The 26,593-nt window shown below is 70.0% G+C and carries 27 protein-coding genes and 1 tRNA gene; 15 read left to right on the forward strand and 13 right to left on the reverse strand.

Features of this window, described 5'->3' with window-relative positions; genetic code table 11:
- Positions 1-21: 21 nt before the first annotated feature.
- From BZG35_RS17240 to BZG35_RS17250, 3 genes are read right to left on the reverse strand one after another with little or no spacing between them, the layout of a single operon-like run.
- Positions 22-603: a demethoxyubiquinone hydroxylase family protein gene (locus tag BZG35_RS17240; RefSeq protein WP_077357575.1), complete on the reverse strand. Its 582-nt coding sequence runs from the start codon at positions 601-603 to the stop codon at positions 22-24.
- Positions 581-1,111: a disulfide bond formation protein B gene (locus tag BZG35_RS17245; protein ID WP_077357577.1), complete on the reverse strand. Its 531-nt coding sequence runs from the start codon at positions 1,109-1,111 to the stop codon at positions 581-583. The genes BZG35_RS17240 and BZG35_RS17245 overlap by 23 nt, the downstream gene beginning before the upstream one ends.
- A gap of 42 nt (positions 1,112-1,153) precedes the next feature.
- On the reverse strand, positions 1,154-1,795 hold the full coding sequence (locus tag BZG35_RS17250) for an exopolysaccharide biosynthesis protein (protein WP_077357579.1): 642 nt from the start codon (positions 1,793-1,795) through the stop codon (positions 1,154-1,156).
- Between the two features lie 144 nt (positions 1,796-1,939).
- Between BZG35_RS17250 and hppD the strand changes: the two genes are divergently transcribed.
- Both hppD and BZG35_RS18370 read left to right on the forward strand, forming a co-directional pair.
- Positions 1,940-3,052 (forward strand): 4-hydroxyphenylpyruvate dioxygenase, encoded by a 1,113-nt coding sequence (hppD, locus tag BZG35_RS17255; protein WP_077357581.1) that lies wholly within the window; start codon positions 1,940-1,942, stop codon positions 3,050-3,052.
- 52 nt (positions 3,053-3,104) lie between these two features.
- On the forward strand, positions 3,105-3,239 hold the full coding sequence (locus tag BZG35_RS18370) for a hypothetical protein (RefSeq protein WP_256364123.1): 135 nt from the start codon (positions 3,105-3,107) through the stop codon (positions 3,237-3,239).
- Here BZG35_RS18370 and BZG35_RS17265 read toward each other — a convergent pair whose 3' ends face one another.
- A complete protein-coding gene (locus BZG35_RS17265; protein ID WP_077357585.1) occupies positions 3,240-3,440 on the reverse strand; it encodes a hypothetical protein in 201 nt (66 codons plus the stop codon).
- Between the two features lie 35 nt (positions 3,441-3,475).
- On the opposite strand from BZG35_RS17265, the gene BZG35_RS17270 reads away from it, so the two are divergent.
- The 6 genes from BZG35_RS17270 (at position 3,476) to BZG35_RS17295 (ending at position 8,181) form a co-directional block, all read left to right on the forward strand.
- Complete coding sequence (locus tag BZG35_RS17270; protein WP_077357587.1) at positions 3,476-4,540, forward strand: isoaspartyl peptidase/L-asparaginase family protein; 1,065 nt, start codon at positions 3,476-3,478, stop codon at positions 4,538-4,540.
- Complete coding sequence (locus tag BZG35_RS17275) at positions 4,537-4,803, forward strand: hypothetical protein (RefSeq protein ID WP_077357589.1); 267 nt, start codon at positions 4,537-4,539, stop codon at positions 4,801-4,803. The genes BZG35_RS17270 and BZG35_RS17275 overlap by 4 nt, the downstream gene beginning before the upstream one ends.
- A gap of 104 nt (positions 4,804-4,907) precedes the next feature.
- A complete protein-coding gene (locus BZG35_RS17280; protein ID WP_077357591.1) occupies positions 4,908-5,723 on the forward strand; it encodes a hypothetical protein in 816 nt (271 codons plus the stop codon).
- Between the two features lie 38 nt (positions 5,724-5,761).
- Positions 5,762-6,772: a fumarylacetoacetate hydrolase family protein gene (locus tag BZG35_RS17285; protein ID WP_077357593.1), complete on the forward strand. Its 1,011-nt coding sequence runs from the start codon at positions 5,762-5,764 to the stop codon at positions 6,770-6,772.
- A 60-nt stretch (positions 6,773-6,832) separates the two neighbouring features.
- Positions 6,833-7,375 carry a CcdC protein domain-containing protein gene (locus BZG35_RS17290; protein ID WP_077357595.1) on the forward strand — a complete coding sequence of 181 codons (543 nt, stop codon included), beginning with the start codon at positions 6,833-6,835 and terminating at the stop codon, positions 7,373-7,375.
- A 26-nt stretch (positions 7,376-7,401) separates the two neighbouring features.
- The gene (locus tag BZG35_RS17295; protein WP_077357597.1) at positions 7,402-8,181 is read left to right on the forward strand and encodes an energy transducer TonB; all 780 of its coding nucleotides are present in this window, start codon (positions 7,402-7,404) and stop codon (positions 8,179-8,181) included.
- On the opposite strand, the gene BZG35_RS17300 is transcribed toward BZG35_RS17295, so the two are convergent.
- Positions 8,178-9,221, reverse strand: coding sequence for an LLM class flavin-dependent oxidoreductase (locus BZG35_RS17300; protein ID WP_077357599.1), 1,044 nt, complete (start codon positions 9,219-9,221; stop codon positions 8,178-8,180). The two genes, BZG35_RS17295 and BZG35_RS17300, sit on opposite strands and share 4 nt — an antisense overlap.
- Positions 9,218-10,171, reverse strand: coding sequence for a RimK family alpha-L-glutamate ligase (locus BZG35_RS17305; RefSeq protein ID WP_077357601.1), 954 nt, complete (start codon positions 10,169-10,171; stop codon positions 9,218-9,220). The genes BZG35_RS17300 and BZG35_RS17305 overlap by 4 nt, the downstream gene beginning before the upstream one ends.
- 153 nt (positions 10,172-10,324) lie before the next feature.
- On the opposite strand from BZG35_RS17305, the gene BZG35_RS17310 reads away from it, so the two are divergent.
- From BZG35_RS17310 to BZG35_RS17320, 3 genes are all read left to right on the forward strand, one after another.
- Positions 10,325-10,409: transfer RNA gene (locus BZG35_RS17310), tRNA-Leu, on the forward strand.
- 94 nt (positions 10,410-10,503) lie between these two features.
- Positions 10,504-10,821, forward strand: coding sequence for an energy transducer TonB (locus BZG35_RS17315; protein WP_077357603.1), 318 nt, complete (start codon positions 10,504-10,506; stop codon positions 10,819-10,821).
- Positions 10,822-10,899: 78 nt separating this feature from the next.
- Positions 10,900-12,150 carry a multidrug effflux MFS transporter gene (locus tag BZG35_RS17320; RefSeq protein WP_077357605.1) on the forward strand — a complete coding sequence of 417 codons (1,251 nt, stop codon included), beginning with the start codon at positions 10,900-10,902 and terminating at the stop codon, positions 12,148-12,150.
- On the opposite strand, the gene BZG35_RS17325 is transcribed toward BZG35_RS17320, so the two are convergent.
- From BZG35_RS17325 to BZG35_RS17335, 3 genes are all read right to left on the reverse strand, one after another.
- Positions 12,147-12,506, reverse strand: a complete 360-nt coding sequence (locus BZG35_RS17325) for a response regulator transcription factor (protein WP_077357607.1) — start codon at positions 12,504-12,506, stop codon at positions 12,147-12,149. The genes BZG35_RS17320 and BZG35_RS17325 overlap by 4 nt on opposite strands.
- On the reverse strand, positions 12,503-14,086 hold the full coding sequence (locus BZG35_RS17330; RefSeq protein ID WP_077357609.1) for a sensor histidine kinase: 1,584 nt from the start codon (positions 14,084-14,086) through the stop codon (positions 12,503-12,505). Before BZG35_RS17330 ends, BZG35_RS17325 begins: the two co-directional genes overlap by 4 nt.
- A 112-nt stretch (positions 14,087-14,198) precedes the next feature.
- A complete protein-coding gene (locus tag BZG35_RS17335; protein WP_077357611.1) occupies positions 14,199-17,078 on the reverse strand; it encodes an ATP-dependent DNA helicase in 2,880 nt (959 codons plus the stop codon).
- A gap of 106 nt (positions 17,079-17,184) precedes the next feature.
- Here BZG35_RS17335 and BZG35_RS17340 point away from each other — a divergent pair, with 106 nt between their 5' ends.
- From BZG35_RS17340 to pdeM, 4 genes are read left to right on the forward strand one after another with little or no spacing between them, the layout of a single operon-like run.
- A complete protein-coding gene (locus tag BZG35_RS17340) occupies positions 17,185-17,430 on the forward strand; it encodes a type II toxin-antitoxin system Phd/YefM family antitoxin (RefSeq protein WP_077357613.1) in 246 nt (81 codons plus the stop codon).
- A complete protein-coding gene (locus BZG35_RS17345) occupies positions 17,427-17,846 on the forward strand; it encodes a type II toxin-antitoxin system VapC family toxin (RefSeq protein ID WP_171982012.1) in 420 nt (139 codons plus the stop codon). Before BZG35_RS17340 ends, BZG35_RS17345 begins: the two co-directional genes overlap by 4 nt.
- Positions 17,843-20,437, forward strand: a complete 2,595-nt coding sequence (locus tag BZG35_RS17350; protein ID WP_150126091.1) for a ligase-associated DNA damage response DEXH box helicase — start codon at positions 17,843-17,845, stop codon at positions 20,435-20,437. Before BZG35_RS17345 ends, BZG35_RS17350 begins: the two co-directional genes overlap by 4 nt.
- Entirely contained in the window at positions 20,434-21,177 is a 744-nt protein-coding gene (pdeM, locus tag BZG35_RS17355; protein WP_077357617.1) for a ligase-associated DNA damage response endonuclease PdeM, read from the forward strand. Before BZG35_RS17350 ends, pdeM begins: the two co-directional genes overlap by 4 nt.
- Here pdeM and BZG35_RS17360 read toward each other — a convergent pair.
- The 4 genes from BZG35_RS17360 to BZG35_RS17375 form a co-directional block, all read right to left on the reverse strand.
- Positions 21,174-21,590, reverse strand: coding sequence for a DUF3429 domain-containing protein (locus BZG35_RS17360; RefSeq protein ID WP_077357619.1), 417 nt, complete (start codon positions 21,588-21,590; stop codon positions 21,174-21,176). The two genes, pdeM and BZG35_RS17360, sit on opposite strands and share 4 nt — an antisense overlap.
- Complete coding sequence (locus BZG35_RS17365; RefSeq protein WP_077357621.1) at positions 21,590-22,396, reverse strand: TIGR02186 family protein; 807 nt, start codon at positions 22,394-22,396, stop codon at positions 21,590-21,592. Before BZG35_RS17365 ends, BZG35_RS17360 begins: the two co-directional genes overlap by 1 nt.
- Positions 22,396-23,322: a sulfite exporter TauE/SafE family protein gene (locus tag BZG35_RS17370; protein WP_077357623.1), complete on the reverse strand. Its 927-nt coding sequence runs from the start codon at positions 23,320-23,322 to the stop codon at positions 22,396-22,398. Before BZG35_RS17370 ends, BZG35_RS17365 begins: the two co-directional genes overlap by 1 nt.
- A gap of 94 nt (positions 23,323-23,416) precedes the next feature.
- Complete coding sequence (locus BZG35_RS17375) at positions 23,417-26,398, reverse strand: SEL1-like repeat protein (protein WP_077357625.1); 2,982 nt, start codon at positions 26,396-26,398, stop codon at positions 23,417-23,419.
- Positions 26,399-26,593: the final 195 nt, after the last annotated feature.

Consider the following 26,593-nt stretch of genomic DNA (forward strand, 5'->3'; position numbering starts at 1 on the left):
AGGGGGAGGGAGAGGTGCCACCTAAACGCGTTCGCTGACCTTGATCGCCACCTTACAGCCGGCCTTGATCACGGCGCTGAGCAGGCGATAGCCGGGGGCGTCGCGGCTGCCGTGTTCGACGGCGTGGTCGTGGTGGTCCAGTTCCTCCTCGCGGAACCGGGTCAGTTCGGCGGCGAGGTCCGGCTCGCGTTCTGACAGTTCGGCGATCTGGTCGGCGTAGTGTTCCTCGATCACGCTCTCGACCGCCTCGGTGCAGGCGTGGGCCGCCTTCTCGCCCATCAGGGCGGTGACGGTGCCCAGGCCCGTCGCGGCCAGGGACCACAGCGGCAGCAGCGCCGTCGGCGCGACCCGATGTTCGTTCAGCAGGGCGTCGAAGCGCGCCTTGTGCACCGCTTCGCCCGCCTGCATGGCCTCCATGTCGGCGGTCAGGGCGGCCTTGCCGGGCGCGTTGCGGAACACTGCCGCCTGGGCCTGATAGATCTTCACCGCCCCGTACTCGCCGGCGTGATCGACACGCAGGATCTCAGCCAGACGCGCGCGCGTCTGACCCTGCCCGGGGCGGGGCAGCGGGATACCGCGCTTAGTGTTTCGGGGCTCTGGCATCCTTGGGTCTCTTGGCGGCGAGCAGGCTGAACCCTGCCAATGCGGCGGACATCACCGCGTTCCATCCTGCCATGGACAGGCCGAGGAACTGCCACGTCACCGCGTCGCACATGGCGATCCGCGTCGGCTCGCCCACGCCCAGGGCCAGCGACGTAAGGCTTTCCAGATCGGCGGTGTCCCCGCCGGCGCAGGTCGCGGGCAGGCTCCACCACTTCAACTCACCCCCGGCGTGGAAGCCGGCGGTGATGGCCCCGGTCAGGAAGATGACGAACAGCAGGAAGGCGGCGATGCGGGGCGTGCCGCGCCGCGCCTGGCTGATGACCGCCCAGGCGGTGGCGACCAGGGCCACGGCCACCGCGCCCCAGAAGACCTCGCGCTGTTTCAGGCAGAGATTGCAGGGCGACAGGCCGGCGAACCGCTCGGACGCGTGGGCGAACCCCAGCATGGCCAGGGAGATGACCAGGGCAAAGGCGGTCCACCAGCGGGTCAGAAGGCGATAGGCGCTCATGCCGTCGTTCTTAACCGGGGCCGGGACCCCGCGCCATCCCGCTCAGCCGGTGAAGTGCGCCATCAGGCCGACGGCCCAGCCCGCCCCCACGAAGAAGCCGATCCCCACCACCGCCAGCGCCGTCGCCCAGGCCGTCGCCACCGCGGCGCCGGCCGCGACGAACAGGCCGTCGCGCTGGATCAGACCCACCGACAGCAGGCTCAGCGCCACCGAGGGGACGGTGTTGGTCATCGGCAGGACGATGGTGACGGTGGCCAGGATCATGAAGGCCGCCGCCGCCTGTTCGGCGAGGCCGCGGGTGAAGACGGTCAGGCGCGGCCGGGACAGGCGTTCGAACCACCCCATCCGCTTGGTGGCGAAGTCGGCCATCCGGTCCAGCATGGCCTTGGACACCGTCCGCTTCAGCACGGTTTCGGGCAGCCACGGCTCCTCGCGCCCGATCAGCATCTGGCCCGCCAGCAGCAGGATGGGGACACCCACGATCTGGGGCACGCCATACAGCGCCGGGACCAGGCAGGGGATGGCCAGAATCAGGATCATCAGGCCGAACGCCCGCTCGTCCAGCCGGTCGCGGATCTCGCGCAGGGTCAGGCCGTCCGGCCCCGAAACGCGCGCCAGATCGGCGATCATCGCGATGAACCCCAGGCGGTGGTCGTCGGTGTGCCGGTTGGTGAAATCGGTCATCCTGCTGCCCTACTCAAATCCTGCGACGCTGGCGAGACCTGTTCACCTCTGCGCGACTCCGCCTTGGCTTGTTGCGCCGGCGCCACTAGGTTCCGCGCCAATCGACCAGCTGGACTGGTCCCGCAAGATTTCAGGAGACGCACGATGGACGACCTGACCGCGCCGACGGCCACGCCCGACGCCACGATCCCCGCCTATGAAAATCCCCTCGGCGTGGACGGCTTCGAATTCGTCGAATTCACCGGCCCGGACCCCCAGGCCATGATCCGCCAGATCGAGATCATGGGCTTCGTCCAGACCCACGTGAACCCGAAGAACGGCGTGGTGCGCCTGAAACAGGGCGACATCACCTTCCTGGTCCACACGAAACCCGACGGCCACGCCGGCGAGTTCGCCCGCGACCACGGCCCCTCGGCCAACGGCATGGCCTTTCGCGTCAACGACGCCAAGGCCGCCTATGACGCCGCCGTGGCGCGGGGGGCCCATCCGGCCGACGCCCACGACGGCGGGGCCCTGGGCGAGGGGGCCTATGTGCTGCGCGGCATCGGCGGCAGCCTGCTCTACATCATCGACGCCTATGGCGAGGCGGGCTCGCTGTACGACGCCTGGGACGAGGTCGAGGGCTGGGAAGAGGCCGAGCGCAAGAACAACGTCGGCCTGCACCTGCTCGACCACCTGACCCACAACGTCAAACGCGGCCAGATGCGCACCTGGTCCGGCTTCTACGGCGACGTCTTCGCCTTCGAGGAGCAGAAATATTTCGACATCAAGGGCAAGGCGACCGGCCTGTTCAGCCAGGCGATGATCGCGCCCGACCGCGCCATCCGCATTCCCCTGAACGAGAGCCAGGACGACAACTCCCAGATCGAGGAGTTCCTGAAGCGCTACAACGGCGAAGGCATCCAGCATATCGCCCTGGCCACCGACGACATCTTCCACACGGTCGAGACGATGCGCGAGCGCGGCGTGCTGTTCCAGGACACGATCGAGACCTATTTCGAACTGATCGACAAACGCCTGCCCAACCACGGGCACGACGTCGAGCGAATGCGCCAGAACCGCATCCTGATCGACGGCTCGGACGAGGACGGCCTGCTGCTGCAGATCTTCACCCAGGATACCTTCGGCCCGATCTTCTTCGAGATCATCCAGCGCAAGGGCAACGAGGGCTTCGGCAACGGCAATTTCCAGGCCCTGTTCGATTCCATCGAGCTGGACCAGATCCGTCGCGGCGTCATCAAGGTCGACGCCCATTAGGGTCGCGCCCCCTTCCTGGCTGCCGTTCCTGGGCCCGGTCGTCGCGGCGGCCGTGGGCGGGCTGGTGGGCGAGTTCGGCCTGGGCGGCGGCTTCTGGGTCGTGCTGGCCTGCGCCCTGGTCGGCGGCTTCGTGCCGATCATCGCCTACCGGGTATGGAAACGGGCGCATCACCGGCGCGCCGACTGATCAGACCTCGACGAGGTCCAGACGGCGCTCGATGCGCTCACCCCGAGTTTCAAGCTTGTCCATGCGCTGGTTCATCCCGGCCATGTTCTCTTCGAGGCCGGTCATCCGGACCTTGATCAGGGTCATATCGTCCTTCACGCTCGACAGATCCTCCAAGATCTTGCGAAGCGTCGGGATGACGATGTCGGTGACCTCGGACATGTCCGGACCATACCTCTAACAGGGATGACGTACCAATGCCCACGCTGAAGCCTCACGGACTCGCGCTGCTCGCCCTGCTGACCGTCGCCGGCGGAGCGGCGGCGCAGGAGGTTCCCGCCTGGTCCTTCGCCATTCACGGTGGGGCCGGCACGATCGAACGGGCCAGTCTGACGCCCGAACAGGACGCAGCCTATCGCGTCTCTCTGGCCCGGGCGCTGGAGGCCGGGGCCGCGGTGCTGCGCGACGGCGGCGCCGCCCTGGATGCGGTACAGGCGGCGGTCGAGCTGATGGAAGACGACCCCCTGTTCAACGCCGGACGCGGCGCGGTCTTCACGGCGGCAGGGACCAACGAGCTGGATGCGGCCGTCATGAACGGCACGGACCGCAGCGCGGGGGCCGTGGCCGGCTTGATCACGACCCGCCACCCGATCGCGGCGGCCCGCGCGGTGATGGAGCAGAGCCCCCACGTGATGCTGATCGGACCGGGAGCCGACACCTTCGCGGCCTCGCTCGGGCTGGAGCAGGTTCCGCCGTCCTTCTTCTTCACCCAGCGGCGCTGGGATCAACTGATCCGGGTCCTGACCGAGCAAGGCCGACCCACCCCCCTGCCGCCCGCGGGCGCGCCCGGTTCGCCCCTGGGCATGGCGGCGACCGCGCCGGCCCCGCCGCTGGACGAGCGGAAATTCGGCACGGTCGGGGCGGTCGCTCGGGACAGTCGGGGTCATCTGGCGGCCGGCACCTCGACCGGCGGGACCACCGGCAAGCGCCCGGGCCGGGTCGGGGACGTGCCGGTCATCGGGGCGGGCACCTATGCCTCGAACGCCGACGGCTGCGCGGTGTCGGCGACCGGCGACGGGGAGTTCTACATCCGCGCCACGGTGGCCCGCGACATCTGCGCCCGGATCGCCGCCGGCCAGACCGCGCGGGCCGCGGCCCAGGCGGAGGTCGACGACGCCCTGTCGCTGGGGGGATATGGCGGGGTCGTCGTGATGGACACCCGGGGCCAGCCCGCCTTCGCCCTGACGACTCCGGGCATGTATCGCGGGGGGGTGACCGCCGATGCCGCCGCCTCCGTGGCCATCTATGCGGACGAAGAATGACCGACGCCCCCGACGAACTGACCGCCATGGCGCAGGAGGAGCTGACCGCCGCCTGCGCCATGACCTGGCCCGAGCTGAAGCGGATCACGCCCTGGGGCGACAGTTTCGAGGGCTTCGCCCCCTCCGGCCGCACCGTCGAGGTCGAGCGCCGCTACCTGTGGGCCCATGACCCCGAAGGCGCCATCGTCATCGAGGTCGAGGTGCGCGACGCGGCGGCCCGAACCGGCGTCGAGGCTCGCGCCCTGCTGCACGCCCCGATCTGACGCCGCCACCCACAACCTTCACAGAACCGCGTTAACCTTTTCCGTCGCCAAGGCGTCGCGGTTGAGCCATCATCCGCTCGGCGAACGCCAGTTCGGGAGAAGGCATGTATCCGTCGGATTTCAGCGCGGCCGAAGCCGTCTATACGCCCTCGGAGGGCGACCTTTTCCTGGGCGTGCCGCCTCTGCTCGCGCTCGCCTTGCTGCTCATTCTGCTGGCGGTGGCTGTCGGAGCCTATCTGATGGGGCACCGTCAGGCGATCCGCGCGGACGGTCCTGGCGGCGACAAGGCTCCGGATGAAATCCACAAGGCCATCCTCGCCGCCTCGACGGCGGCGATGGCGGCGTCCTCGGACGAGCTCAAGTTCCGGGCCCAGGCCCTGCGCACGGCCATCCATGATCATCTGGGGCCCGTCCTCGAGCTGGCGAAGGGTGTTTCCGGCCTGGCGAAGGCCCTGGACGACGCGTTGAAGGGCGAGAAGACGGAGCCCAAGAAGCCGGACACCCCGTCCCCGGCACCGGCCCCGGCCAGTCACGACGCCAAGGGCGCAGAGGGCTGCGGATGCGGCCAGCCCAAGGCCTGCAGCTGCGCCCGCCCGTCGCCGCCCGCGATCACGGTGACCCATTTCGTGGTGGGGGGCCCGCCGCCGGCCTGCGGATGCCAGTCCAGCCACAAGCCGGGCTGCGACCACGCCGCGCCCAAGACTGAAAAGCCGGCCCTGGAGGCCAAGGCGGACCCGGTTCCGATGACCGGCCCGGAACAGATCGACGCCCTGTCGCGTGCGGTGCGCCAGTTTCACGACCATTGGTCGCGCGATGCTGCACGCGTGCGCGAGCTTCGCCAGGCCCGCGACGCCCTGTGCCGCCTGCCGACGCCGCCCAAATCGGAGCCGCGGCGGCTCTCTGTCGGGTCCCGCAGGTGACCGTTCCCTCCGGACCGAAAACCGCCTAGCCTTTCCGGATGAAACTCGCCTCGCTCAAGCACGGCCGTGACGGCCGCCTCGTCGTCGTCTCCAGCGATCTCGCCTGGTTCACCGACGCCTTCCTGATCGCCCCGACCCTGCAGGCGGCGCTGGACGACTGGGCGCGCTGCGAGCCCCTGCTGCGCGCCCTGGCCGAAAGCCTGGAGCATGAGGCCGTGCCGCGCGGGCGCTTCCACGAACGCGACGCGGCCGCCCCCCTGCCCCGCGCCTATCAGTGGGCCGATGGTTCGGCCTATGTGAACCACGTCGAACTGGTGCGGAAGGAGCGCGGAGCCGAGATGCCCGCCACCTTCTGGACCGACCCCCTGATGTATCAGGGCGGGTCCGACCATTTCATGGGGGCGCGCGATCCCATCCCCCTGGCCGACGAAAGCTGGGGCTGCGACCTGGAGGCGGAGATCGTCGTCGTGACGGGCGACGTGCCCCAGGGCGTGACGCCCGAAGACGCACGCGGGCACATTCGCCTGGTCGGTCTGGTTAACGACGTCTCGCTGCGCAACCTGATCCCCGGCGAACTGGCCAAGGGGTTCGGCTTCGTCCAGTCCAAGCCCGCCTCGGCCCTGTCCCCCGTCTTCGTCACCCCCGATGCCCTGGGCGAGGCCTGGGACGGCGGCAAGCTGAGCGGAGCCCTGTCGGTCCAGCTGAACGGGGCGGACTTCGGCCGCGCCGACGCCAGCGTCGACATGACCTTCGATTTCGGTGTCCTGATCGCCCACCTGGCCAGGACCCGGGATCTGGTCGCCGGGACGGTCATCGGCTCGGGCACGGTGTCCAACAAGGACGCGGACGGCGGTCCGGGCCGCCCCGTCGCCGACGGCGGCCTGGGCTATTCCTGCATCGCCGAGGTCCGCACGGTCGAGACCCTGGCCACCGGCGCGCCGGTCACGCCCTTCCTGCGCCATGGCGACACGGTCCGGATCGAGATGCTGGACGGCCGCCACCATTCGATCTTCGGGGCCATCGAACAGGTCGTCGCGCCCCTGGGCTGAGCCGGCCTTGCCGGACCCGTCGGGGGCGGGTTAGCCTCTTCCGAACGGGGGGAGCCGCTCATGACGCCGCAGGCATACGGGCCGCTGATCGGCATCGGCATCGCCCTGATCATCATCCTGTTCCGCAACCAGAAGCCGCGCCCCCTGCGCGTGCGGTATATGTGGATCGCGCCGGTGCTGGTCGCCCTGGCGGCCGGCTTCGGCCTGTGGGGCATGTCGATGGCCCCGGGCGTCACGCAGACGCCATTCGGCCTCGGCGCCTGGTCCATCCTGGCCGTCGGCCTGATCCTGGGGGCCGCCGCCGGCTATCAGCGGGGCCGGATGACGACGATCGAACGCGCGCCGGACGGCGGCCTGCTAACCCAGGCCTCGCCCCTGGGGATCATCCTGATCGTGGGCCTGATGGGCAGCCGGACCCTGATGCGGCCCTGGCTGGAGGCCCATGCGACGACCTGGCACCTGAACGCCCTGGCGATCCAGGACGCCTTTCTGCTGTTCGCCGCCGCCATGGTCATCACCCAACGGGTGGAGATGTATATCCGCGCCCGTCGCATCCAGGCCGGCCTGCCCGACGACCACGTCGCGCCGGCGCCGGCGGCCTGACCCGATCCCGGAGGATCCTCATGCGTATGAAGTGCATCAGCACCCTCATCCTGGTGGCCTGCGCGGGAACGGCGCTGGCCCAGGACGCCGCCGACGACTGGGAGATCGCGCGTGATCCGGCCATCAAGGCGGTGGTGGCGTTCATCCCCTTGTCCACGGGCCTGACCATCGCCTTCCGCTGCGTGGACGGCGTCTACGGCGCAATCATCGGCGGCCTGCCGGAGGTGTCACGATCCATCCGGACCCGGAAGCTGACGATCGGGGTCAACGATGAGGAGCCGGACGACACCACGTGGAACGTGGCGACGGACCGCACGGCCGCCCTGGCGGACTACCCCGCCTCCCTGGCGCGCGAGCTGCGCGAAGGCGGTGCCGTCAGCATCGTCATCCCCGGTGGCGCCGCGGGCGGGCGCAACCTGCGTCATAACCTGACCCTGCCCGCCTCCTCGGCCGCCATCGAAGAGACCCTGACCGCCTGCGGACGTCCGCTGGAGGATCCCCGCGACGCCCTGCTGCCGGATATCGCCGAAAGCGGCCTGCCGGACGGCATGACCTGGGCCCGACAGCCGCGCCCGGTCTATCCCCGGAACACCTATGCCGAGGGCTATGCCGTCCTGACCTGCGTCGTCGAGCCGGACGGGCGACCGAGCCAGTGTCAGGTCGAGTCCGAGTTTCCGCTCGACGGCGGGTTCGGACGCAATGCCCTGCGGTCCGTGGATGCGGCCCGGCTGGTCAGTCCCGGCGAGACCCCCGGACAGTATGCGCCCCGGATGGTCGGCTTCCGGGTCGAGTACCGGATGCGCTAGCGCGCCCGCATCACCTGGGCCGAGAACCGCTCCATCTCCTCCTCCTGCGGCGACATCTGCAGCAGGACGAGGTCCAGACCGGCGGCCTCGAACTCTTCGATCCGTTCACGGACGGTTTCGGGCGTGCCGACGAAGCCGGGGCGCAGGCCGCGGTTGGAGACGCTGTATTCGCGGATCTTCAGCTCGCGCTCCAGCTCGGTCCCCGACAGCCACTGGTCGAAATTGGCGAAGCCGGCCGGCGGGGATCCGTCGGCCAGGCCGGGAATGGTCGTGATCCGCTCCAGCTCCCGGTCCGCCTCGGCCTGGGTGTCGCGCACGATGGCATAGCCGGCCATGCCATACGACATCGGCGGCAGGCCGAAGGCCTCGCGCCGGGCCCGCATGTCGGCCACCTTGGCAGCGATGTGCTCGGGCTCGTCGCCGTGCATGACATAGGCGTCGCAATGGCGGGCGATCAGGGTCTTGGCCGCCTCGGACTCGCCGCCGGCATAGATGACCGGCCGCGGGCGGTCCGGCGTGGAGGTGGGCTTGGGCTCCACGATCGCGTCCTTCAGCGTGTAGAATTTCCCTTCGAAATCGACCCGCTGTTCGGTCCACAGACGGCTCAGGACCTGCAGCCATTCGGTGGTGCGGCCATAGCGGTCGTCGTGCTGGTCGAACTGCAGACCATAGCTCTCCGCCTCCTTGGCCCACCAGGACGAGACCACGTTCAGGGCCAGCCGCCCGTTCGAGATCCGGTCGATATTGGCCGCCGACTTGGCGAACAGGGCCGGCTGGTGGAAGTTCGGCCGCACCGCCACCATCAGCTCGATCGTCTCGGTGATCGCCGCCAGGGCCGCCGCCGTCGACCAGGCGTCCAGGGCCGGAGCCTCGATGCCCTTGATGTCGTTCAGGTTCAGCTCGGCGATCAGGGTCAGGTCGTAACCCAGGGCCTCGGACCGCTTGACCAGCCGGGCCATGTTCTCCCACGAGGCCTCGCGCTCGTCGGCGATGTTGCGCAGCCAGCCGCCGAAGACGGGAGCCCAGTATCCGTATCTCATGCTTCGCTGTCCTGGGCCCGCTTGGCCTTTTCCTCGGCGACGATGCCCTTCAGCCAGTCGACCAGATCGTCGTGCGGGTCGAAGCCCAGCACCTCGAGCGGTTTGGCGACGAAGTTGGACAGGCCGTTGATGTCGTAGAACAGCGCCGACCCGTCGCGATCGTCGATCAGATATTCGACGCCCCCGACCTCGAGCTCGGCCGCCACCGCCAGTCGCTCGACCGCCGCGACGATCTCGGGCGGCGGCGTGGTCCGCGTCATGGTCAGGGTCGGCGCCCCCGGCCGCACCAGACAGGCGTCGGCCGGGCACAGGTCGAACGCATCGCCCGGGCTCTCGATGTCCAGCGCATACAGGAAGCGGCCGTTCAGGGTTTCGACCCGGGTGATCTTGCCGTCGCGCCGAGGGGCGTACTCCTGGATCAGGGAGATGCCGTTGATCCCCACCGGAGCCCATTTCTCGCCCGCCGCCTCGGCCAGGGCCTCGGGCTTCTCATAGCGGGTGATGCCGGCCCCGGCCCCGCCGATGTCGGCCTTGACCAGCACGGGGAACCGCAGGCCCTCGGCCGCCGCCGGCAGGTCGGCCTGACGGTGCACGACGCGCGTCGCCGGCCCCTTCAGGCCCAGCCGAGCGATCAGCGACATCTGCCGCGCCTTGGAGGTGTCGATGGCCAGGGCCGAGGCGTTCACGACCCGCGTGCCCAGCCCCTGCCAGTGTTCGAACAGGCTCTGGGCATAGAAGATCGGGTGTTCGGGATCGCGCAGGAAGGCCGACATGGCCACCCGGCTGAACACCACGGTCGCCGGGGCCGGGCTGGTCGCCGGGTCGAAGCTGTGCCCGGCCAACGGCACCTTCACATAGGAGACGCCGTGCCGGTCCAGCGCCGCGAACAGCGGCTCGAACCATTCGGGATGCTCATAGACGATGGCGAGATCGGGGAGGCGGTCGGTCATGAAAACGCAAATGCGTTACACCACGATGGAACGCAAGAGCCTCTCCCAAATTGGCACCGTGGGTTGGGGTTCGCGCGAACTATGGCTTCTGGCAAAAATCGTCCGGGCTCAAGTAGCGCAACGCGCGGTAGCCCACTAAGAGTGCCCCTGCGGGCCCCGGTGGTGGAACTGGTAGACGCGCCGGACTCAAAATCCGGTTCCGAAAGGAGTGCCGGTTCGACCCCGGCCCGGGGCACCATCGCGACCCAGAAGACGCAGCCGGTCCAAACATCGCCGGTCGTGGAACTCACTCTTTTCCCGGACATTTATGGACCAGTAAGAAGGTCCACCCCATGATCGCCCTGATCCTCGCCGCTGCCCTGTCCACCAACGCCGGTCTGGCCAAGACCTCGGACCGTCCGCTCGCGCCGGCCCTGCAACCCATCGCCTATGCGGCCTCGGCGGCCCCCGCCCCGGTCCTGGCTGGCGTGGCCGTGACCCTGGAGTGCACGGCGCATACCGACGGGCGCGTCGGCGAATGCAGCGTGCTGGGCGAGACGCACCCCGGCATGGGTTTCGGCGCGGCGGCGATCGCCCTGGTCGAGGGAACCGAGGTCGAGCCGGGCCCCGAGCCCGTTCAGTTCGCCCGCACCATCCAATTCATGCCCTAGGCGTCGCGTATCTCGCAGTTGCGAAAAGTGAGGGCGGTGCCGGTTGCATAGTGGGACCCGGCCGCGCATCTGCAGCCGATGACACAGCCCGACACCCCAGCCGCCCCCAAGGGGCCGGGCTTTCCTGAATTCGTCTGCATGATCGCACTGATGATGGCGATCAATGCCCTGGCCATCGACATCATGCTGCCGGCCCTGCCCGAGATCGGGGACGCATTGGGCGTGGCCAATGCCAACAGCCGGCAGTGGGTGATCACCGCCTATCTGCTGGGCTTCGGGGCCATGCAGATCGTCTACGGCCCGCTCGCCGACCGTTATGGCCGCAAGCCCATCATCCTGATCGGCGTCGGCGTCTATATCGCCTTCAGCCTGGTGGCCATGCTGGCCCCCACCTTCGAGACCCTGATCCTGGCGCGGATCGGCCAGGGCATGGGCTCGGCCGCGACGCGGGTCCTGGCCGTGTCCATCGTGCGCGACCGCTATTCCGGCCGCACCATGGCGCGGGTGATGTCGCTGAGCTTCCTGGTCTTCCTCGGCGTGCCGATCATCGCCCCGTCGCTGGGTCAGGCCATCCTGCTGGTGGCACCGTGGGAGGCGATCTTCGGCGTCCTGGCCTTCGCCGGCACCGCCCTGATGATCTGGACCAGCCTGCGCCTGCCCGAGACCCTGCACCCCGACGCCCGTCTGCCGATCCAGGCCGCCCGCATCGCCAGCGCCTTCAGGGAGGCGGTCACGAACCGGATCTCGATCGGCTACACCCTGGCCATGACGGCGATCACCGGGGCCCTGTTCGGCTTCATCAACTCGTCGCAGCAGATCTTCTTCGACGTGTTCCAGGCCCCCGGCCTGTTCACCACCGTGTTCGCCTGTATCGCCGCCGGCATCGCCCTGGCCTCGGTCGTCAATGCGCGCCTGGTCGAGAAGCTGGGGTCGCGCCTGATCGGCCATACGGCCCTGCTGGGCTTCATCGCCTTCGCCGCGATCCACCTGGGCGTCACGCTGAGCGGCCACGAGACGATCTGGACCTTCGCCCTCCTGCAGGGCGGCACCATGTTCTGCTTCGGCTTGCTGGCCGGAAATTTCGGGGCCATGGCGATGGAGCCGATGGGCCATATCGCCGGCACGGCGTCCTCGGCCCAGGGCTTCATCTCCACCATCATCGGCTCGCTGACCGGCTTCGCCATCGGCCAGCAGTTCGACGGCACCGTCGTGCCCATGACGGTCGGCATCACCGGCTGCGGCGTCGCCGCCCTGATGTGCGTTCTGTTCGCCGAGCGGGGCCGCTTGTTCGTGGCCCGAAACTCTGAGCCCGCCTCCGCCGTGTCTTAACCGAGCAGACGGTTCAGCGCGTCGATCAGTTGCTGCGGCGGAAACGGCTTTTCCAGCACCAGGGTGGCGCCCGCCTCGGCCGCGCGCTCGAGCAAAGCCGGATCGGCGTGTCCGGTGATCAGGATCACGCGCGTGTTCAGCCCCTCGGCGCGCAGCGCGCGTGCCACCTCCACGCCGCTCATGCCCGGCATCCGGATGTCGCAGACCAGACAGTCGGGCGCGCGGTCTGCGACGCCTTGCATGAAGGTCGAGGGATCCGCGTGCGTCGTCACGACGAACCCGTGGGCCTCCAGCAGAAACGCCAGCGACTCGCGAAAGGCCGCGTCGTCGTCGAGAATCTCGACCGCGTGGGTCATCGGTCGTCATCCTCGGGTTCTGCCAGCGGCAGGGTGAAGCGGAACACCGTGCCGCCGTCCAGGGCAGGCTCCGCCCAGATGCGTCCGCCGTGCGCTTCGACGATGGTTCGGCAGATCGACAGGCCGACGCCCATGCCGCGCTTGCCCTTGGTGCTGACGAAGGGTTCGAAGAGGGTCTTGGCCACGTCGGGGTCCAGGCCTGTCCCGTTGTCGGCGACCGAAACCACCGCCATTCCGTCGTCGGACCGATCGCTGGTCACCTGAAGGACGGGCCGGGTCGCCTTCGACGTGGCGTCGAGGGCATTGCGGACCAGATTGTGAATGACCTGCTCGATCTGGATCCGGTCGACCGTCACCTTCAGCCCGGGGGCGTCATGGCGGACATCCAGCACGACGTCCGGTGACGCGGCGCCCAGGCGGGCGAAGGCGCAGGCCTCGTCGACCAGGCCCGAAAGCGCCTCCGGCAGACGGACGTTGGCGTCGCCCGACACGAAGGAGCGCAGATGCCGGATGATCTGGCCGGCGCGAAGCGCCTCGGCGATCGCCTTGTCGAACTGGGACAGCAGCGGACTGTCCGGCGTCTGGCGCGCCACCAGGGCCCGGCACCCCTCGACATAGTTGGTGATCGATCCCAGGGGCTGGTTCAGCTCATGCGCCAGGGCCGCCGCCATCTCGCCCATGGCCGAAAGGCGGGACTCCTGACGAAGCCGGGCCTCCAACTGCTTGCGTTCGGTGATGTCGAACGACAGGCCGACCAGCCCGGTCAGACGGCCGTCGGCATCGTGCATCGGGGTCTTGGTCGACAGCCAGGTCCGCACGCCCTTCTTCGGGTGATCGACCAGCTCCTCCAGCGCCTGGGCCACGCCCCCGGCCATGACCCGACGGTCATGCTCCATGACCGCCTCGCCCTGTTCGGGATCGGCCAAGAACTCGCGGTCCGTCTGCCCCTCGACCTCCAGCCACGGCTTGCCGATCAGGTTCAGCGTGGCCCTGTTGGCCAGCAGCAGGCGGCCGTCGGGGTCTTTGGCATAGATCAGGCCCGGGGCCGCCTCGACGATGGTGCGCAGCAGGACGTCGGACTGCTGCTGATTCAGGACCGCGGCCCGCAGTTCCTCCTCGGTGTGATCGACCCGCAGGGCCAGTTCGGCCCGGGCGGCATCCAGTTCCTCCGCGATCTTCTGGCGCGCCTCGATCTCCAGCTGAAGGGTCTTGGCGGAGGGTATGGCGAGAAGGCGGGGAATCAGCCGGTAGAGGGCGATTGCGGTCACGACCGAGGCGATGGCCGTCACGGCCTTGAGCCACCCCGTGGTGATGTAGATGGGATGCCACATCGTGATGATGCCCATCACATGGGTCAGGCCGCACAGACCGATGAAGGCCGCGAACAACAGGGCCAGGGCACGGTGCCCGCAGTCTAGGTCGTCGCGCATTCTGACGAAGCGCGCGATGCTGAACGGGATGGCGAAATAGGCGGCCGCGATCAGCGCATCGGAGGCGATGTGCAAAAACATCAGCTCGGGACGCCACAGGATGCACATGCCGTGGGGCATGAAGCCCTCAACCTCGTGCAAGAAATGCATGCGTGTTCCTTGCCAGACGGTCGTGAGGCCGGATGCCAGGACCTCTGGCGTCAAGGTGTATCAGAGTCCCCTGCAGAGGAAAGGCACGCTCTGTCCGCGCGTTGCGCCGGCATCAAGCGCGCCCCGGCCGCGCCTGATCGGCCAGGAAGCCCCGCGTCAGCTCGATCGCCTCGACCAGGCTCATCCGCTGGACCTCGGTCCCCGGGGGCAGGGCGGCGAAAAGGCGAGTCGGGGTCGCAGCGTCCAGCATGACGAACATCCCCTTGTCGTCGGCGCGGCGGATCAGGCGGCCGAAGGCCTGGGCGATACGGGCCCGGGCCAGGGCGTCGTCATAGCCCTTGGCCCCGAACTTCTCGCGCCGCGCCTTGTGCAGCAGGTCGGGGCGCGGCCAGGGCACGCGGTCGAAGGCGAGCAGGCGAAGGGACCGCCCCGGCACGTCGACGCCGTCCCGGACCGCGTCGGTGCCCAGCAGGCAACTGTCCGCTTCGGCGCGGAAGATGTCGACCAGGGCCCCGACCTCCAGCGGATCGACGTGCTGGGCGTAGAGCGGGATCTGGGCCTTGGCCAGATCCGGCCCCAGCCGCTCATAGACTGCCTTCAACCGGCGGATGGCGGTGAACAGGCCAAGTCCCCCGCCCCCGGCCGCCAGGAACAGCTCGCGCATCGCCGCCGCCGTCTGGCGCGGATCGTCCTTGGCCACGTCGTTGACGACGATGACCCGGCTGTTGGCGGCATAGTCGAACGGGCTCTCGACCTTCAGCGTCCGCGCCGGTTCGATCAGGCGGGCGGCCCCGGTGCGCATCCGGGCCATGCCGAACAGGTCGCCGCCGCTGGCCTCGGCGATCGGATCGGACAGGGTGGCGCTGGTCACCAGCACCCCGTGGGCGGGCAGGATGACGGCGGCCTCCAGCGGCACGGTCGGGTCGATCCAGTGGCGGCGCAGCGCCACGTCGTGGATCCGGCCGAAGGCGGTCTCGACCGACAGCCAGTCGACGAAGTCCGGATCGGGCTGGTCGCCCGCGTCCTGCAGCGCCGCCAGCATGGAACGCCAGCCGGGCAGGGTCATGCGGGCGCGCCGGTCGAGGCCCCGCAGCGCCCCCTCGATCCGCGCCCGGGCCGAGCCGTCCAGCTCGGCCGCCTCGTCGTCCAGAATATCCTCCAGATGGCGGGCCAGGGCCAGCAGGGGGGCCTCGACCGCGGCCAGGGCCTGGGCCGCCCCGCGCGCGGTCTCCAGCAGGGGCTCGGTCGCGGGACGGACGCCGCATTCGGTGCCGAACTCCGACGCGCCGGAAGACGCCGCCTCCGAGGTGCGGGCGCGGATCTGTTCCAGGGCCGCCATCAGGAACTGTTCGATCGGGCCGACCGGGTTGACCTCCCCGGACGGCGGCGCGATGCGGCCCGATATGCCCTCGCCGGGCAGGGCCGCGGCGGCGCGGATGGCGTCCTGCAAGGCCTTCGCCGCCGCCTCGTTGTCGGCGCACAGGTCGCCCAGCCGCTGTTCCAGCCCGCGCCCGCGCCGGCCCCGCCCCTCGGGCCCCCGGATCCAGCGCCGCAGCTCGGCCGCCTCCTGGCCCGACAGACAGGCGGAGAAGGCGCTGTCGGCGGCGTCGAACAGGTGGTGGCCCTCGTCGAAGACGATCCGCTTCAGGGCGGCGGTCTCGCCGTCCTGTTTCAAGCCCCGCGCCGACCGGGCCCCGTCGAAGGCGGCCTGGGTCATCACCAGGGCGTGGTTGGCAACGACCAGATCGGCCCGGCGGCTGGCGCGAATGGTCTTCTCGACGAAACAGGTGCGGTAGTGCGGGCAGGCCGCGTGGACGCATTCGCCGCGCCGGTCGACCAGATTGCCCGCGCTGGCCTGCTGGCTCGGCGGGGTGGCGAACAGGCCGGGCAGCCAGCCGGGGAAGTCGCCCCCGGTCATGTCGCCGTCCCGGCTGTGCATCGCCCAGCGGCTGGTCAGGGCCAGACCGATCAGGTCGCCGTTCCCCAGCTGGGCCGCCTGGACCATGTCCTGCAGGTTCAGCAGGCACAGGTAGTTCTCGCGGCCCTTGCGGACCACGGTCTTGCGCTTGCGCTCGACCGGATCGGGCCACAGGGCGGCGCTCTCGCGGTCGATCTGGCGTTGCAACGCGCGGGTGTAGGTGGAGACCCAGGCGGCCCCCTGGTTCCGCTCGGCCCACAGGGAGGCGGGGGCCAGATAGCCGAGCGTCTTGCCGGTGCCGGTGCCCGCCTCGGCCAGCAGCATGCGCGGCCGGCCTTCCTCGTTGCGCGGTGAGAAGGCGTAGGCGGCCTCGGCGGCATAGTCGGACTGGGTCGGGCGTTTTTCGTCGAGACCCGAGGCCTGCAGCAGCTTCTCCAGCCGGATACGGGCGGATTCGGAATCGACCGGCGAGGAGCCGGCCTCCCCGCGCGGGGCCTCGTCCTCCCACTCGGGCAACCGCGACCAGGCGTCGAGGCCGGAGCCTCGATGCTGACGCGCCCGCAGCGGACCGGCCTGGAGCGCGCCGGTGACGCGGTCGGCCCAGGCCCAGCCGGCGCGCCCGAGCGTCTCGGCCAGGGTGAAGGCGTCCTCGCGATGCGGATAGGCGGGGTCGGCCAGTTCCTTCAGCAGGACGGCGGCGGCGTCGCGCAGGGCCGCCGCCTGCGCCTCGGCGCCCTTCGGTTCGGCCATGCCGAGCGCCAGGGCCAGACCGCTGGGCGACGGTGCGCAGAAGCTCGCAGGCCGCACGAAGGCCCACAGCTCCAGAACGTCCAGCAGGTCCGGGGACCGGGGCGGCGGCGACAGGCCCAGCCGGCGGGCGGTCAGCGAGGCGTGGGCGACCAGAACCGGTCCTCCGAGGAACACCCCCTCCGCCGCCCCGCGCCCGATCTTGCGCGCGCCGTCCTCGTCACAGATCGCGCCCGCGCCCGGCGGCACGGCCAGCGCCGGCGGCAGGACCAGCCAGCGATCGGCCCCGGTCAGGCTGCGGGTGGAGAGGACGGATTCGTCGGACACAGAGGGAAGATAGCGGTTCACGCTGCGAAACGGAACGGGAACATCGTGTTGCCGCCCTCTCTGCCTCATGGTATGGCCATACGGTCTAGCCAGAGGAGCGAACGTCGTGAACTGGAGCCTGGCCAAGGCCAAGGACAATCTGTCCGAGGTGGTCCGTCGCGCGACAAGCGAGGGCCCACAAAGCATCACCGTGCATGGCGAGGAAGCGGCGGTCGTTCTCTCCAAGGCCGACTTCGACAGCCTGCGCTCGCCGGCGACTCCCAAGACGTTCAAGGCCTGGCTTCGCGCGATGGATTTCGACGGTGTGGACCTCAGCCGCGACCAGACCCCGGCGAAAGAGCTGGACCTTTGAAATGGCTGCTGGACACGAATGCGTTCAGTGAGCCGGGCAGGGCCCGACCCGATGCCGGGTTCGCCGACTGGTTCGAACGCACCGACGAAGCGGACATGGTCCTGAGCGTCGTGACGATCGGAGAAATGGACCGGGGATTGGCGCTGATGGCCGAGGGCGCTCGCAAGATCCGGCTTGAAGCCATCAATCGGGGCGCGCTGCAGGCCTTCGACGGCCATATCCTGCCGATCGACCTCAGGACGGCCAGGCTCTGGGGCGACCTGTCCGCGCGGTTGAAGGCAGACGGTCTGAACTTTGGCGTGCCCGACGAGATGATCGCCGCGACCGCCCTTCAGCACGGCTTGACGGTGGTCTCACGCGATCGTCGCCCGTTCGACGCGAGTGGTTGTCGCGTCCTGTCGCCATGGAGCGAATGACGACGGCCCTCCCTCCCCTGTTCGCCGACTGGTTCGCGTCTCGCGGCTGGAGCCCTCGCAGGCATCAGCTGGAGATGATCGCGGCGGCGCAGGCCGGGTCGCACGCCCTGCTGGTCGCCCCGACCGGGGGCGGCAAGACGCTCGCCGGCTTCCTGCCCAGTCTGATCGATCTGGCCGAGCGCGGCCCCCGCCCCGAGTTCGGACCGGGCAGCGGGATCCATACGATCTATGTCTCGCCGCTGAAGGCCCTGACCACCGACGTCGAGCGCAACCTGATGACGCCGATCCGCGAGATCGGGCTGAACATCCATGTCGAGAGCCGCACCGGCGACACCAAACAGTCCAAGAAGCAGCGCCAGCGCGACAACCCGCCGGACATCCTGCTGACCACGCCCGAGCAACTGGCGCTGTTCTGCGCCTGGGGCGGGGCGCGGGCCTATTTCGCCGAGCTGAAATGCATCGTTCTGGATGAGGTCCACGCCATCTGGTCGGGCAAGCGCGGCGACCTGCTGAACCTCGGCCTGGCCCGACTGCAGAGCTTTTCGCCGGGACTGCGCCGCGTGGCCCTGTCGGCGACGATCGATGATCCCCACCTGATCGCGGAGTGGCTGGCACCCAACCTCCCCCCCCTGGGGGGAGACAGCGCGCGCCAGCGCGCAGAGGGGGGCCTGTCCGCCCTGACGGGCCCCCCTCTGGCGACTGCGTCGCCTGTCTCCGCCCAGGGGGCGGAGATTGTCATCGTCAAGGGCGACCCCGGCGCCGTCCCCATCATCGACGTGCTGGTGTCCGAGGGCCGCGTGCCGTGGGCGGGGCACACCGGCCAGCATGCCATCCCCGAGGTCTATGCCGCGATCCAGAAGGCTCAGCTGGCGCTCGTCTTCGTCAACACCCGCTGGCAGTCGGAATTCGTGTTCCAGCAGCTGTGGGCCGTCAACGACGACAACCTGCCGATCGGCCTGCACCACGGCTCCCTGGCCGCCGAGCAGCGTCGCAAGGTCGAGGCGGCGATGGCGCGGGGCGAGCTGCGCGCCGTGGTCTGCACCTCGACGCTGGATCTGGGCATCGACTGGGGCGACGTCGACCTGGTGATCCAGATGGCGGCCCCCAAAGGATCCAGCCGCCTGGTGCAGCGCATCGGCCGGGCCAACCACCGGCTGGACGAGCCGTCGCGCGCCCTGATGGTCCCGGCCAGCCGGTTCGAGCTGCTGGAATGCCAGGCGGCGCGCGAGGCCGTGGCCGAAAACGCCTTCGACTGGGAGCCGCATCACATCGGCACGCTGGACACCCTGGCCCAGCATGTGATGGGCGTCGCCTGTTCGGAACCGTTCGACCTGGACGTCCTGCACGCCGAGGTGACGTCGTGCTCGCCCTATCGCGGCCTGAGCTATGAGGCGTTCGAGGAGGTGGTCGATCTCGTCGCCACAGGCGGATACGCGCTGCGCACCTATGACCGGTTCGCGCGGATCGTGCGGACGCCGGAGGGGACGTGGACGGTGCGAAATCAGCTGGTCGCCCAGCGCCACCGAATGAACGTCGGGGCCATCGTGACGGCGGGCACGCTGAACCTGAAGATCGCCTCGCGGCGCGGGGGGGCCTCCAAACAGCTGATCGGGGGGCGCAAGGTCGGCGAGGCCGAGGAGTGGTATTTCGAACAGCTGGCCCCGGGCGACACCTTCGTCTTCGCGGGCCAGGTCTGGGCTTTCCAGGGCATCGTCGGCATGGATGCGCTCGTGACCCACGCGACCGACAAGGACCCCAAGATCCCCTCCTGGGGCGGGTCGCAATTCCCTCTGGGGACCTCGCTCGCCGCCCGGGTTCGGGCCATGGTGCAGGACCGCGACCACTGGCGGGTCCTGCCGGTCGACGTCCAGGAATGGCTGGAGCTGCAGGCCGAGCGGTCGATGATCCCCGACGCCGACAGCCTGCTGGTCGAGACCTTTCCGCGCGGCACCCGCCATTTCATGGTGGGCTATCCGTTCGAGGGACGGCTGGCGCATTCGACGCTGTGCATGCTGCTGACCCGGCGACTGGATCGACTGGGGGTCGGGCCGCTGGGGTTCGTGGTCACCGACTATGCCTTCGCCATCTGGTCGATCCGGCCGATGGACGGGCTGGACTGGGACGCCCTGTTCCAGCCCGACATGCTGGGCGACGACCTGGAGGCCTGGCTGGAGGAGAGTTTCATGATGAAGCGCACCTTCCGCAATTGCGCCCTCGTTTCCGGCTTGATCGAGCGACGCCAGCCGGGGGCCGAGAAGACGGGCCGCCAGGTGACCTTTTCCACGGACCTGATCTACGACGTGCTCCGCCGCCACCAGCCCGATCACCTTCTGCTGCGCACCGCGCGGTCCGACGCCGCCTCCGGCCTGCTGGACGTCGCGCGCCTGGGCCAGCTGCTGAGCCGGATCGCCGGTCACATCCGCCATGCGCCGCTGGAGCGCGCCTCGCCCTTCTGCGTGCCGGTGCTGGTGATGATCGGGCGCGAGCGGGTCGGCGGCGACGCGGCCGACATGATCCTGGAGGCCTCGGCCCAGGAATTGATCGACGAGGTCATGGACGACGCGCCGCCCGAACTGCTGGGCGCGGCATGAACGCGGCGCTGAAGGCCACCCTGACCCCCGCGCGTCGACCCTGCGGGTCGCTGTCGGTGCGGGTGATGGGGGAGCTGTGCGTGCTGCGCTGTTCGGGGGCTCTGTGGCTACCCGCCCATGGCACGCTGGTGGCGGGCGATCTCCACCTAGAGAAAGGGTCGGCCTTCGCCGCCCGGGGCCAGATGCTGCCGCCCTACGACAGCCGGGCGACCCTGGCCAAGCTGGAGGCGGAGATCGCCGACCTGGCCCCGGCGCGGGTCGTGCTGCTGGGCGACAGTTTTCACGACACGAAGTCGATCGGCCGCATGGCGGCGGGCGACCGAGACGGGCTGGACCGGCTGGCCGAGGGGCGCGACTGGATCTGGCTGGAGGGCAATCACGACCGCGAGGCCCTGGTGCAGGACGATGCGGCGGCCGTGACGCGCCTGCCCGGCCGGGTGGTGGGCGAGATGGACCTGGGGACCCTGTTCCTGACCCACGAACCGATGCCGGAGGCCCGGGCCGGAGAGGTGGCCGGGCACCTGCACCCCTGCGCCCGGGTGGTGGCCCACGGGCGGATGGTGCGCCGGCCCTGTTTCGTGACCGATGGCCGCAGGCTGATTCTGCCCGCCTTCGGGGCCTTCACCGGCGGACTGAACGTGCTGGACGCGGCCGTCGCCGGACTGTTCGCCGAGCGACCGATGGCAGCGGCTCTCGGCAAGGACCGGGTCCATGCCCTTGCCTGGACCGGCCTGGTCTAGAGCGCCGCCAGGACAACGCCGAGCGACGCCACGGCCCCGACCGTGGCGGTCACGCGCAGAGCCCGGTACCAGCCCGGGGCGGACGGCCAGTCCCAGGCCAGCATCGCCACCAGCCCCGCCATCAGCACGATCAGCTGCAGCGCCTGGGGCACGCCCGGCACGAAGGTCAGCCAGGCGGCCACGGCGGGCAGGTTGCTGAGGATCAGCGGCGCGACCTTCGGCGCGGGCTCGGCCAGGGCCCGGCCCCAGCGCGCGCCGCCGAGGAAGGACAGGATGATCGCCCCATAGGCGGCCAGCGGCAGGACCCAGAGGTCACCGCTCTGGGGCGACAGGACGAACAGGGCGGCGCAGCCGACGAAGGGGATGAGTCCGGCCAGGGTCAGTCCCCAGGCCACGGTCCGAACGGGCGACATCAGCTTCTCCGGAACAGGCGGCTGGCCCCATAGCCCATCCCGGCGGCCAGCAGGACGCAGAGGATGCCATAGGTCCAAGGCCGACGGTGAGCGAACTCATAGACCCCGCGTTCGAACCCGACCTTCTCGACGGTCAGCGTCAGGTTGGAGACCCCGGCCGGCGCCCCGTCCTGGAACAGCCAGACCTGGGCGTTGTAGCGGCCCGTGGGCGCGGAGGCGGGCAGCTCGACCTCGGCCCGGAACAGGCCCCGGTCGACGAAGGTGACGCCCTCCGGATCGGTGTCGTAGAGGGCGGCGTCCTCGCGCAGGCGGATCACCGCGCGGCGCCAGTCGAGATAGTCCTCGCCCAGCCGCGACACGACCACGTCGCGGACCCCGTAGCGGGTGACGGTGCGGCTCTCTTCCGGGGCGTCGATGCGCAGGTGATCGACGCCGACGCCCAGGCGGCGCAGCTGGCCGAAGCCGGCGATGTCGGACAGGGGACGGGTCGAGGCCGTCATGTAGAAGCCGGGGGCTCCTTCGAACAGCACCGGCCGGCTGTTCAGCCAGACCCCGGCGTTGCGCGTCTTCTTGACCAGACGGACGGGGGCGTCGGGGCCGCGCACCACGACGACGACGTCGGTGGCGTCGTCGGTCGGGTTGAACACCGCGCCGTACAGCACCAGCGTCGCGCCGCGAAAGCTGGAATCGACCTGAACCCGGGCATTCGTCAGGGCCGCGGCCACCCGCAGCTCCGTCGCCGTCGCCTCGGAGCGTTCCGGCGGCGGAGCCTCGACGGCCGGAGGTGGGGGCGGCAGGGCCTGCATCAGCCGTCCGCCAGGCCGGGGGCCAGCAGGAAGATGTCGTCCGGCCGCACGAACAGACTGAGCCCCATCTGGATGCCGACGAACAGGATCAGCAGGCCCAGCAGGGCCCGCAGGATGTCCGCCCGGAACCGGCCGGCATAGCGCGCGCCGAACTGGGCCCCGATGACGCCGCCGGACAGCAACAGGGTCGACAGCACCACGTCGACGGTCTGGTTGCGCCCGGCCTGGAGGATGGTCGTCACGGCGGTGGTGATGATGATCTGGAACAGGCTGGTCCCGACCACGACCCCGGCCTTCATGCGCAGCGCATACAGCATGGCGGGCACCAGGATGAAGCCGCCGCCGACCCCCATGATGGCCGACAGGATGCCCACCAGCACCCCCAGGCCGAACGGCGGAAGGGCGCTGATGTAGAGACCGGACTTCGGAAACCGCACCTTCCACGGCAGGCCGTACAGCCACAGCGGCCGACGGCGTTCCTTGTGCGGCGCGATCTCGCCGCGATGGCGGCGCAGGATCTCGCTGAGGCTTTCGTACAGCATCAGCAGGCCGATGCCGCCCAGCAGCAGCAGGTAGGACAGGGATACGACCAGATCCGCCTGGCCCAGCAGGCGCAGGTAGCGGAACACCTCGACGCCGAAGACGGCCCCGACCACGCCCCCCAGGGCCATGATCCCGCCCATGCGGTAGTCGACGCCCCCCTGGCCCGAATAGCGGATGACACCGGAGGTGGATGAGGCGACCACATGGCCGGCCTGACTGGCGACCGCCACCACCGGGGGAATGCCCATGAACACCAGCACGGGGGCCATCAGGAAACCGCCGCCGATGCCGAACAGACCGGACACGAATCCGACCATCGCGCCCAGCAGGACCAGGAGCGGCCAGTTCACCGAAACCTCGGCGATCGGCAGATAGATCTCCAAAGGGCAGGCCTTCGGCTGGGATTACATCAAGCGCCGGAAGGCGAGTGGGCGTGTCTTAACCGGATGCCCCCGAAGGAGCCACCCCGTACGGCGCTCAGGCGAGCGGTTCCAGGGCGAAGGCCTCGGCCTGGGCGCGCGCGGCCTGGCGCTGGGCGGCCGGGATGGTCGGGGCCAGGCGATCGACGGCGGTCTGGGCCTGGGGATCGCCGGCGCGTGCGGCGATCAGGTACCAGCGGTAGGCCTGGACCGGATTGGGCGCGATGCCCTCGTCGCCGTTCTCGTACAGGCGGGCCACGTTGTACTGGCTGTCGACCAGACCGCGATCCGCCGCCTTCTTGAGCCAGCTCAGGGCCTCGCCCCGGTTGCGCGATCCGCCGACACCGTCGAACAGGTACATGCCGTAGGCGTGCATTCCACCGGCGTCGCCGCCCTCGGCGGCGCGTCGGGCCCACTGACGGCTTTCAGCGAGATCGACGGTCAGCCCAGTCGTGCCGGTCTGGTAGAGGCCGGCCAGCTTGAGCTGCGCCTGGGCCTCGCCCAGATTGGCGGCCCGGGTCAGGGTTTCGATCCCGGCGGGGTCGTTGCGATCCAGCTGTTCGATCGCCTGGGCGTACAGCGTCTGGGCCTCGGTCGCGTCCACCGGCGCGGCGTCGATCGTGGTCGCGTCACCGGACGTCAGGGCGACGGCGGCCAGGGGGTTGGCCTGGGCGGGGGACCCCGACAGGCCGCTGAGGCGGCCGATATCCTCGAAATCGTAACCGGTGGCGCGGCCGGCCGCCCACAGCCCACCGACCACGGCCATGCCGGTCACGGAGGCGATGAAGGCCTTCTTGACCGTGCCGTCGCCGCGCTGGGCCTGCTTGTCCAGCCGCTCCTGCAGTTTGGACTTGCCGCCCCGCTTCAGTCCAAGGCCGAAGCCGGTCCGCGCGGGCGTCTCGGCCACCGCGGGGGCGTTCATCGCCGCGCGGGCCGCCTCGATGGTGTCGCGCGTCGCGGCCGAGCGCCCGGCCGCCGCGCCGGCGGCTATGGTGGCGCGCATCCGGCGGGCGTCCACGAACTCGGTCTCGGCCGAGTACGTCTCGATGCCGTCGTCATAGACGTGCGCAGGGGCTTCGGCCGCGGCGGGCACGGCGCTGCCGAAGACCGGATGCTGAGGCTCGACCTCGGCGATGGCCTCCAGCGCATCGGACACATCCGCGCCGCCGAACCCGCCGAACGGGCCGGAGGTCAGGGGCGCAGGCCGGTCCGCCTCAGGATCCGCAGGCGGATGGGGGTCGGAGGGGTCAGAACCATGCGGGACGCTGTCGGCCGCGACCACCGGCTTTACCCGGGCGGGCGCCTCGGGGAAGGGCTCCAGATCGGCCGACAGGGGATCGGTCGACCAGCCGTCGCCCGGGGCGTCGGACGCCGCATCGAACCGGTCGTCCGGGAAGGTGGCGGCGCGCCAGTCGGGCTGGACGAACTCGGCCGGCGAGGGCGGCGCGACGGGGTCCGGCAACGGGGCCCGGGCGGCCGGCTGGGCGATGCGCTGCTCCAGGCTCTCGCGGGCCTCGGCCAGCAGGCGCGCGGTGCGCTCTTCCGACAGCCGCATCCGTTCGGCCAGTTCGCCCGAGGCGCGGTCGTAACGTTGCTCGATCCGGTCGGAGCCCTCGACCATGCGGCGGCCGATGTCGTCCAGGGCCTGGGCCGACTTGCGTTCCGACTGGGCGATGCGGTCGGCCAGCCGGTCGGAGATGCGCGTGATCTCGACGCCCAGCTTTTCCAGGGCGATCGCGTTCTGATCCTCGGCGCGGGTCAGCCGCTGGTCGATCGCCTGGCCATAGCGGCCCATGTCGTGTTCGATCTTGGCCGACAGGGTCTGGGTCAGCGACTGTTCCAGCGTGTCGAGGCGCGCGTCCTTGGCCGTCTCGACCCGCTCGACGCGGCTGTCCAGGTTCTGGGCGATGCGCAGCACTTCGCGGCCCATGGCCTCGATACCCTGGGCGGAGCGACGCTCCGCGGCGCGGGCCTGTTCGCCGAGCGACTGGACGGTCGCCTCGATCCGGCTCATCCGGCCTTCGCTCTCGGCCGTATCCAGCCGGCGCATCATCTCGGTGCGATTGGTCTCGACCTGGCGCGACAGGGTCTCGGCCAGCTTCTCGAAGCGGGCGGCCTCGCGCAGCCCCTCGGGCTCGACCCGGCTCTCGGCCGCGCGCAGGCGCTGGTCCAGGCCGGCGAACGACCGTTCCAGATTGCGCAGGGCGTCGGTCGTCTGGGTCTGGGCGGCGTCCAGCCGCTGGCCGACCCTGGCCAGGAGGTCGGTGCCGACCCCGGGACCGGCCGCCTTCTCCACCGCCTCGATGCGCTGGAGCAGGCTCTGCCCGCCGGCGCGCTGGCGCTCCTCGATGTCGTACAGGCGGCTGGTCAGGGCGGCGACGGCCGTGTCGGTCCGCTGCGGAGCCTCGGACGTCTCGACCCCGTCCAGGCGCTGCCGGACCTCGGTCAGGCCGATGCGCTGACGCTCCTCGATGTCATAGAGCCGCCCGGCCAGGGTGCCCAACGCCTGTTCGACCTTGGTCAGGGTCTCGGCGGACTTGGGGCCGACCTCGCGCTCGAAATTGCGCAGGCGCCGATGGCCCTCCTTCAGCTCTTCCGAGATGTCGTCGATCCGCCGGCCGGCCTGAACGGCCTGTTGGTCCTGGGCCTCCATCCGGCGCACCAGACCGGACACGGCCTGGTCCACGCCCTGGATGGCGATGGTCGAACGGCGCTCGGCGGCCTCCAGCCGCGCCGCGATGGCGTCGACCGAGGCGGCGACCCGGTGCAGGGTGTCGTCCGACCCGCCCCGATACGCCCGGTCTTCCGCGTCGTAGGCGTCGTCCAGACGGCGAGACCGGCCGCGGCGCTCGAAGATGTCGGCGGCATGGGGGCGACGCGGCATGGGCTGGACGACGTCGTCGTCCTCGCTGTCGTCCATGATCATGGTGTTCAGCCACTCGCCCAGCGTCATGCCGGACCGACGGGCCAGATCCTTGGCCACCTCACGCGCCTTCGGGTCGATGCCCTTCACGCTCCACGGTGCCGCCGCTGCGCTCACTGATTCGGCTCCTGCCCCATTGGGTCACGCTAATCGCCCATATCCGGGGTGTAAACGCGTGGTTAACCCCAACATCTAGGCGAGAGTCCATTCTCCTGTGGACAGGCTGCGCCAGAGCCCTTTCCCTCGCCCGAACACGGTTAACGCCCCGTAAAGATTAACGTCTGCGCAAGGGTTTCGCTTGCCGCCCACGGA

Origin of the sequence: Brevundimonas sp. LM2 (genome assembly GCF_002002865.1) — a bacterium.
In the GTDB taxonomy this organism is placed as follows: Bacteria; Pseudomonadota; Alphaproteobacteria; order Caulobacterales; family Caulobacteraceae; genus Brevundimonas.

Coding starts and splice junctions, on each gene's coding strand:
- BZG35_RS17305 (WP_077357601.1), bottom strand. CDS start 10,171: ATGACCGACCGCCTCCCCGATCTCGCCATCGTCTATGAGCATCCCGAA.
- BZG35_RS17290 (WP_077357595.1), top strand. CDS start 6,833: ATGACGCCGCAGGCATACGGGCCGCTGATCGGCATCGGCATCGCCCTG.
- BZG35_RS17300 (WP_077357599.1), bottom strand. CDS start 9,221: ATGAGATACGGATACTGGGCTCCCGTCTTCGGCGGCTGGCTGCGCAAC.
- pdeM (WP_077357617.1), top strand. CDS start 20,434: ATGAACGCGGCGCTGAAGGCCACCCTGACCCCCGCGCGTCGACCCTGC.
- BZG35_RS17295 (WP_077357597.1), top strand. CDS start 7,402: ATGAAGTGCATCAGCACCCTCATCCTGGTGGCCTGCGCGGGAACGGCG.
- BZG35_RS17275 (WP_077357589.1), top strand. CDS start 4,537: ATGACCGACGCCCCCGACGAACTGACCGCCATGGCGCAGGAGGAGCTG.
- BZG35_RS17285 (WP_077357593.1), top strand. CDS start 5,762: ATGAAACTCGCCTCGCTCAAGCACGGCCGTGACGGCCGCCTCGTCGTC.
- BZG35_RS17365 (WP_077357621.1), bottom strand. CDS start 22,396: ATGCAGGCCCTGCCGCCCCCACCTCCGGCCGTCGAGGCTCCGCCGCCG.
- BZG35_RS17360 (WP_077357619.1), bottom strand. CDS start 21,590: ATGTCGCCCGTTCGGACCGTGGCCTGGGGACTGACCCTGGCCGGACTC.
- BZG35_RS17245 (WP_077357577.1), bottom strand. CDS start 1,111: ATGAGCGCCTATCGCCTTCTGACCCGCTGGTGGACCGCCTTTGCCCTG.
- BZG35_RS17330 (WP_077357609.1), bottom strand. CDS start 14,086: ATGCATTTCTTGCACGAGGTTGAGGGCTTCATGCCCCACGGCATGTGC.
- BZG35_RS17250 (WP_077357579.1), bottom strand. CDS start 1,795: ATGACCGATTTCACCAACCGGCACACCGACGACCACCGCCTGGGGTTC.
- BZG35_RS17280 (WP_077357591.1), top strand. CDS start 4,908: ATGTATCCGTCGGATTTCAGCGCGGCCGAAGCCGTCTATACGCCCTCG.
- BZG35_RS17315 (WP_077357603.1), top strand. CDS start 10,504: ATGATCGCCCTGATCCTCGCCGCTGCCCTGTCCACCAACGCCGGTCTG.
- BZG35_RS17350 (WP_150126091.1), top strand. CDS start 17,843: ATGACGACGGCCCTCCCTCCCCTGTTCGCCGACTGGTTCGCGTCTCGC.
- BZG35_RS17265 (WP_077357585.1), bottom strand. CDS start 3,440: ATGTCCGAGGTCACCGACATCGTCATCCCGACGCTTCGCAAGATCTTG.
- hppD (WP_077357581.1), top strand. CDS start 1,940: ATGGACGACCTGACCGCGCCGACGGCCACGCCCGACGCCACGATCCCC.
- BZG35_RS17270 (WP_077357587.1), top strand. CDS start 3,476: ATGCCCACGCTGAAGCCTCACGGACTCGCGCTGCTCGCCCTGCTGACC.
- BZG35_RS17325 (WP_077357607.1), bottom strand. CDS start 12,506: ATGACCCACGCGGTCGAGATTCTCGACGACGACGCGGCCTTTCGCGAG.
- BZG35_RS17320 (WP_077357605.1), top strand. CDS start 10,900: ATGACACAGCCCGACACCCCAGCCGCCCCCAAGGGGCCGGGCTTTCCT.
- BZG35_RS17240 (WP_077357575.1), bottom strand. CDS start 603: ATGCCAGAGCCCCGAAACACTAAGCGCGGTATCCCGCTGCCCCGCCCC.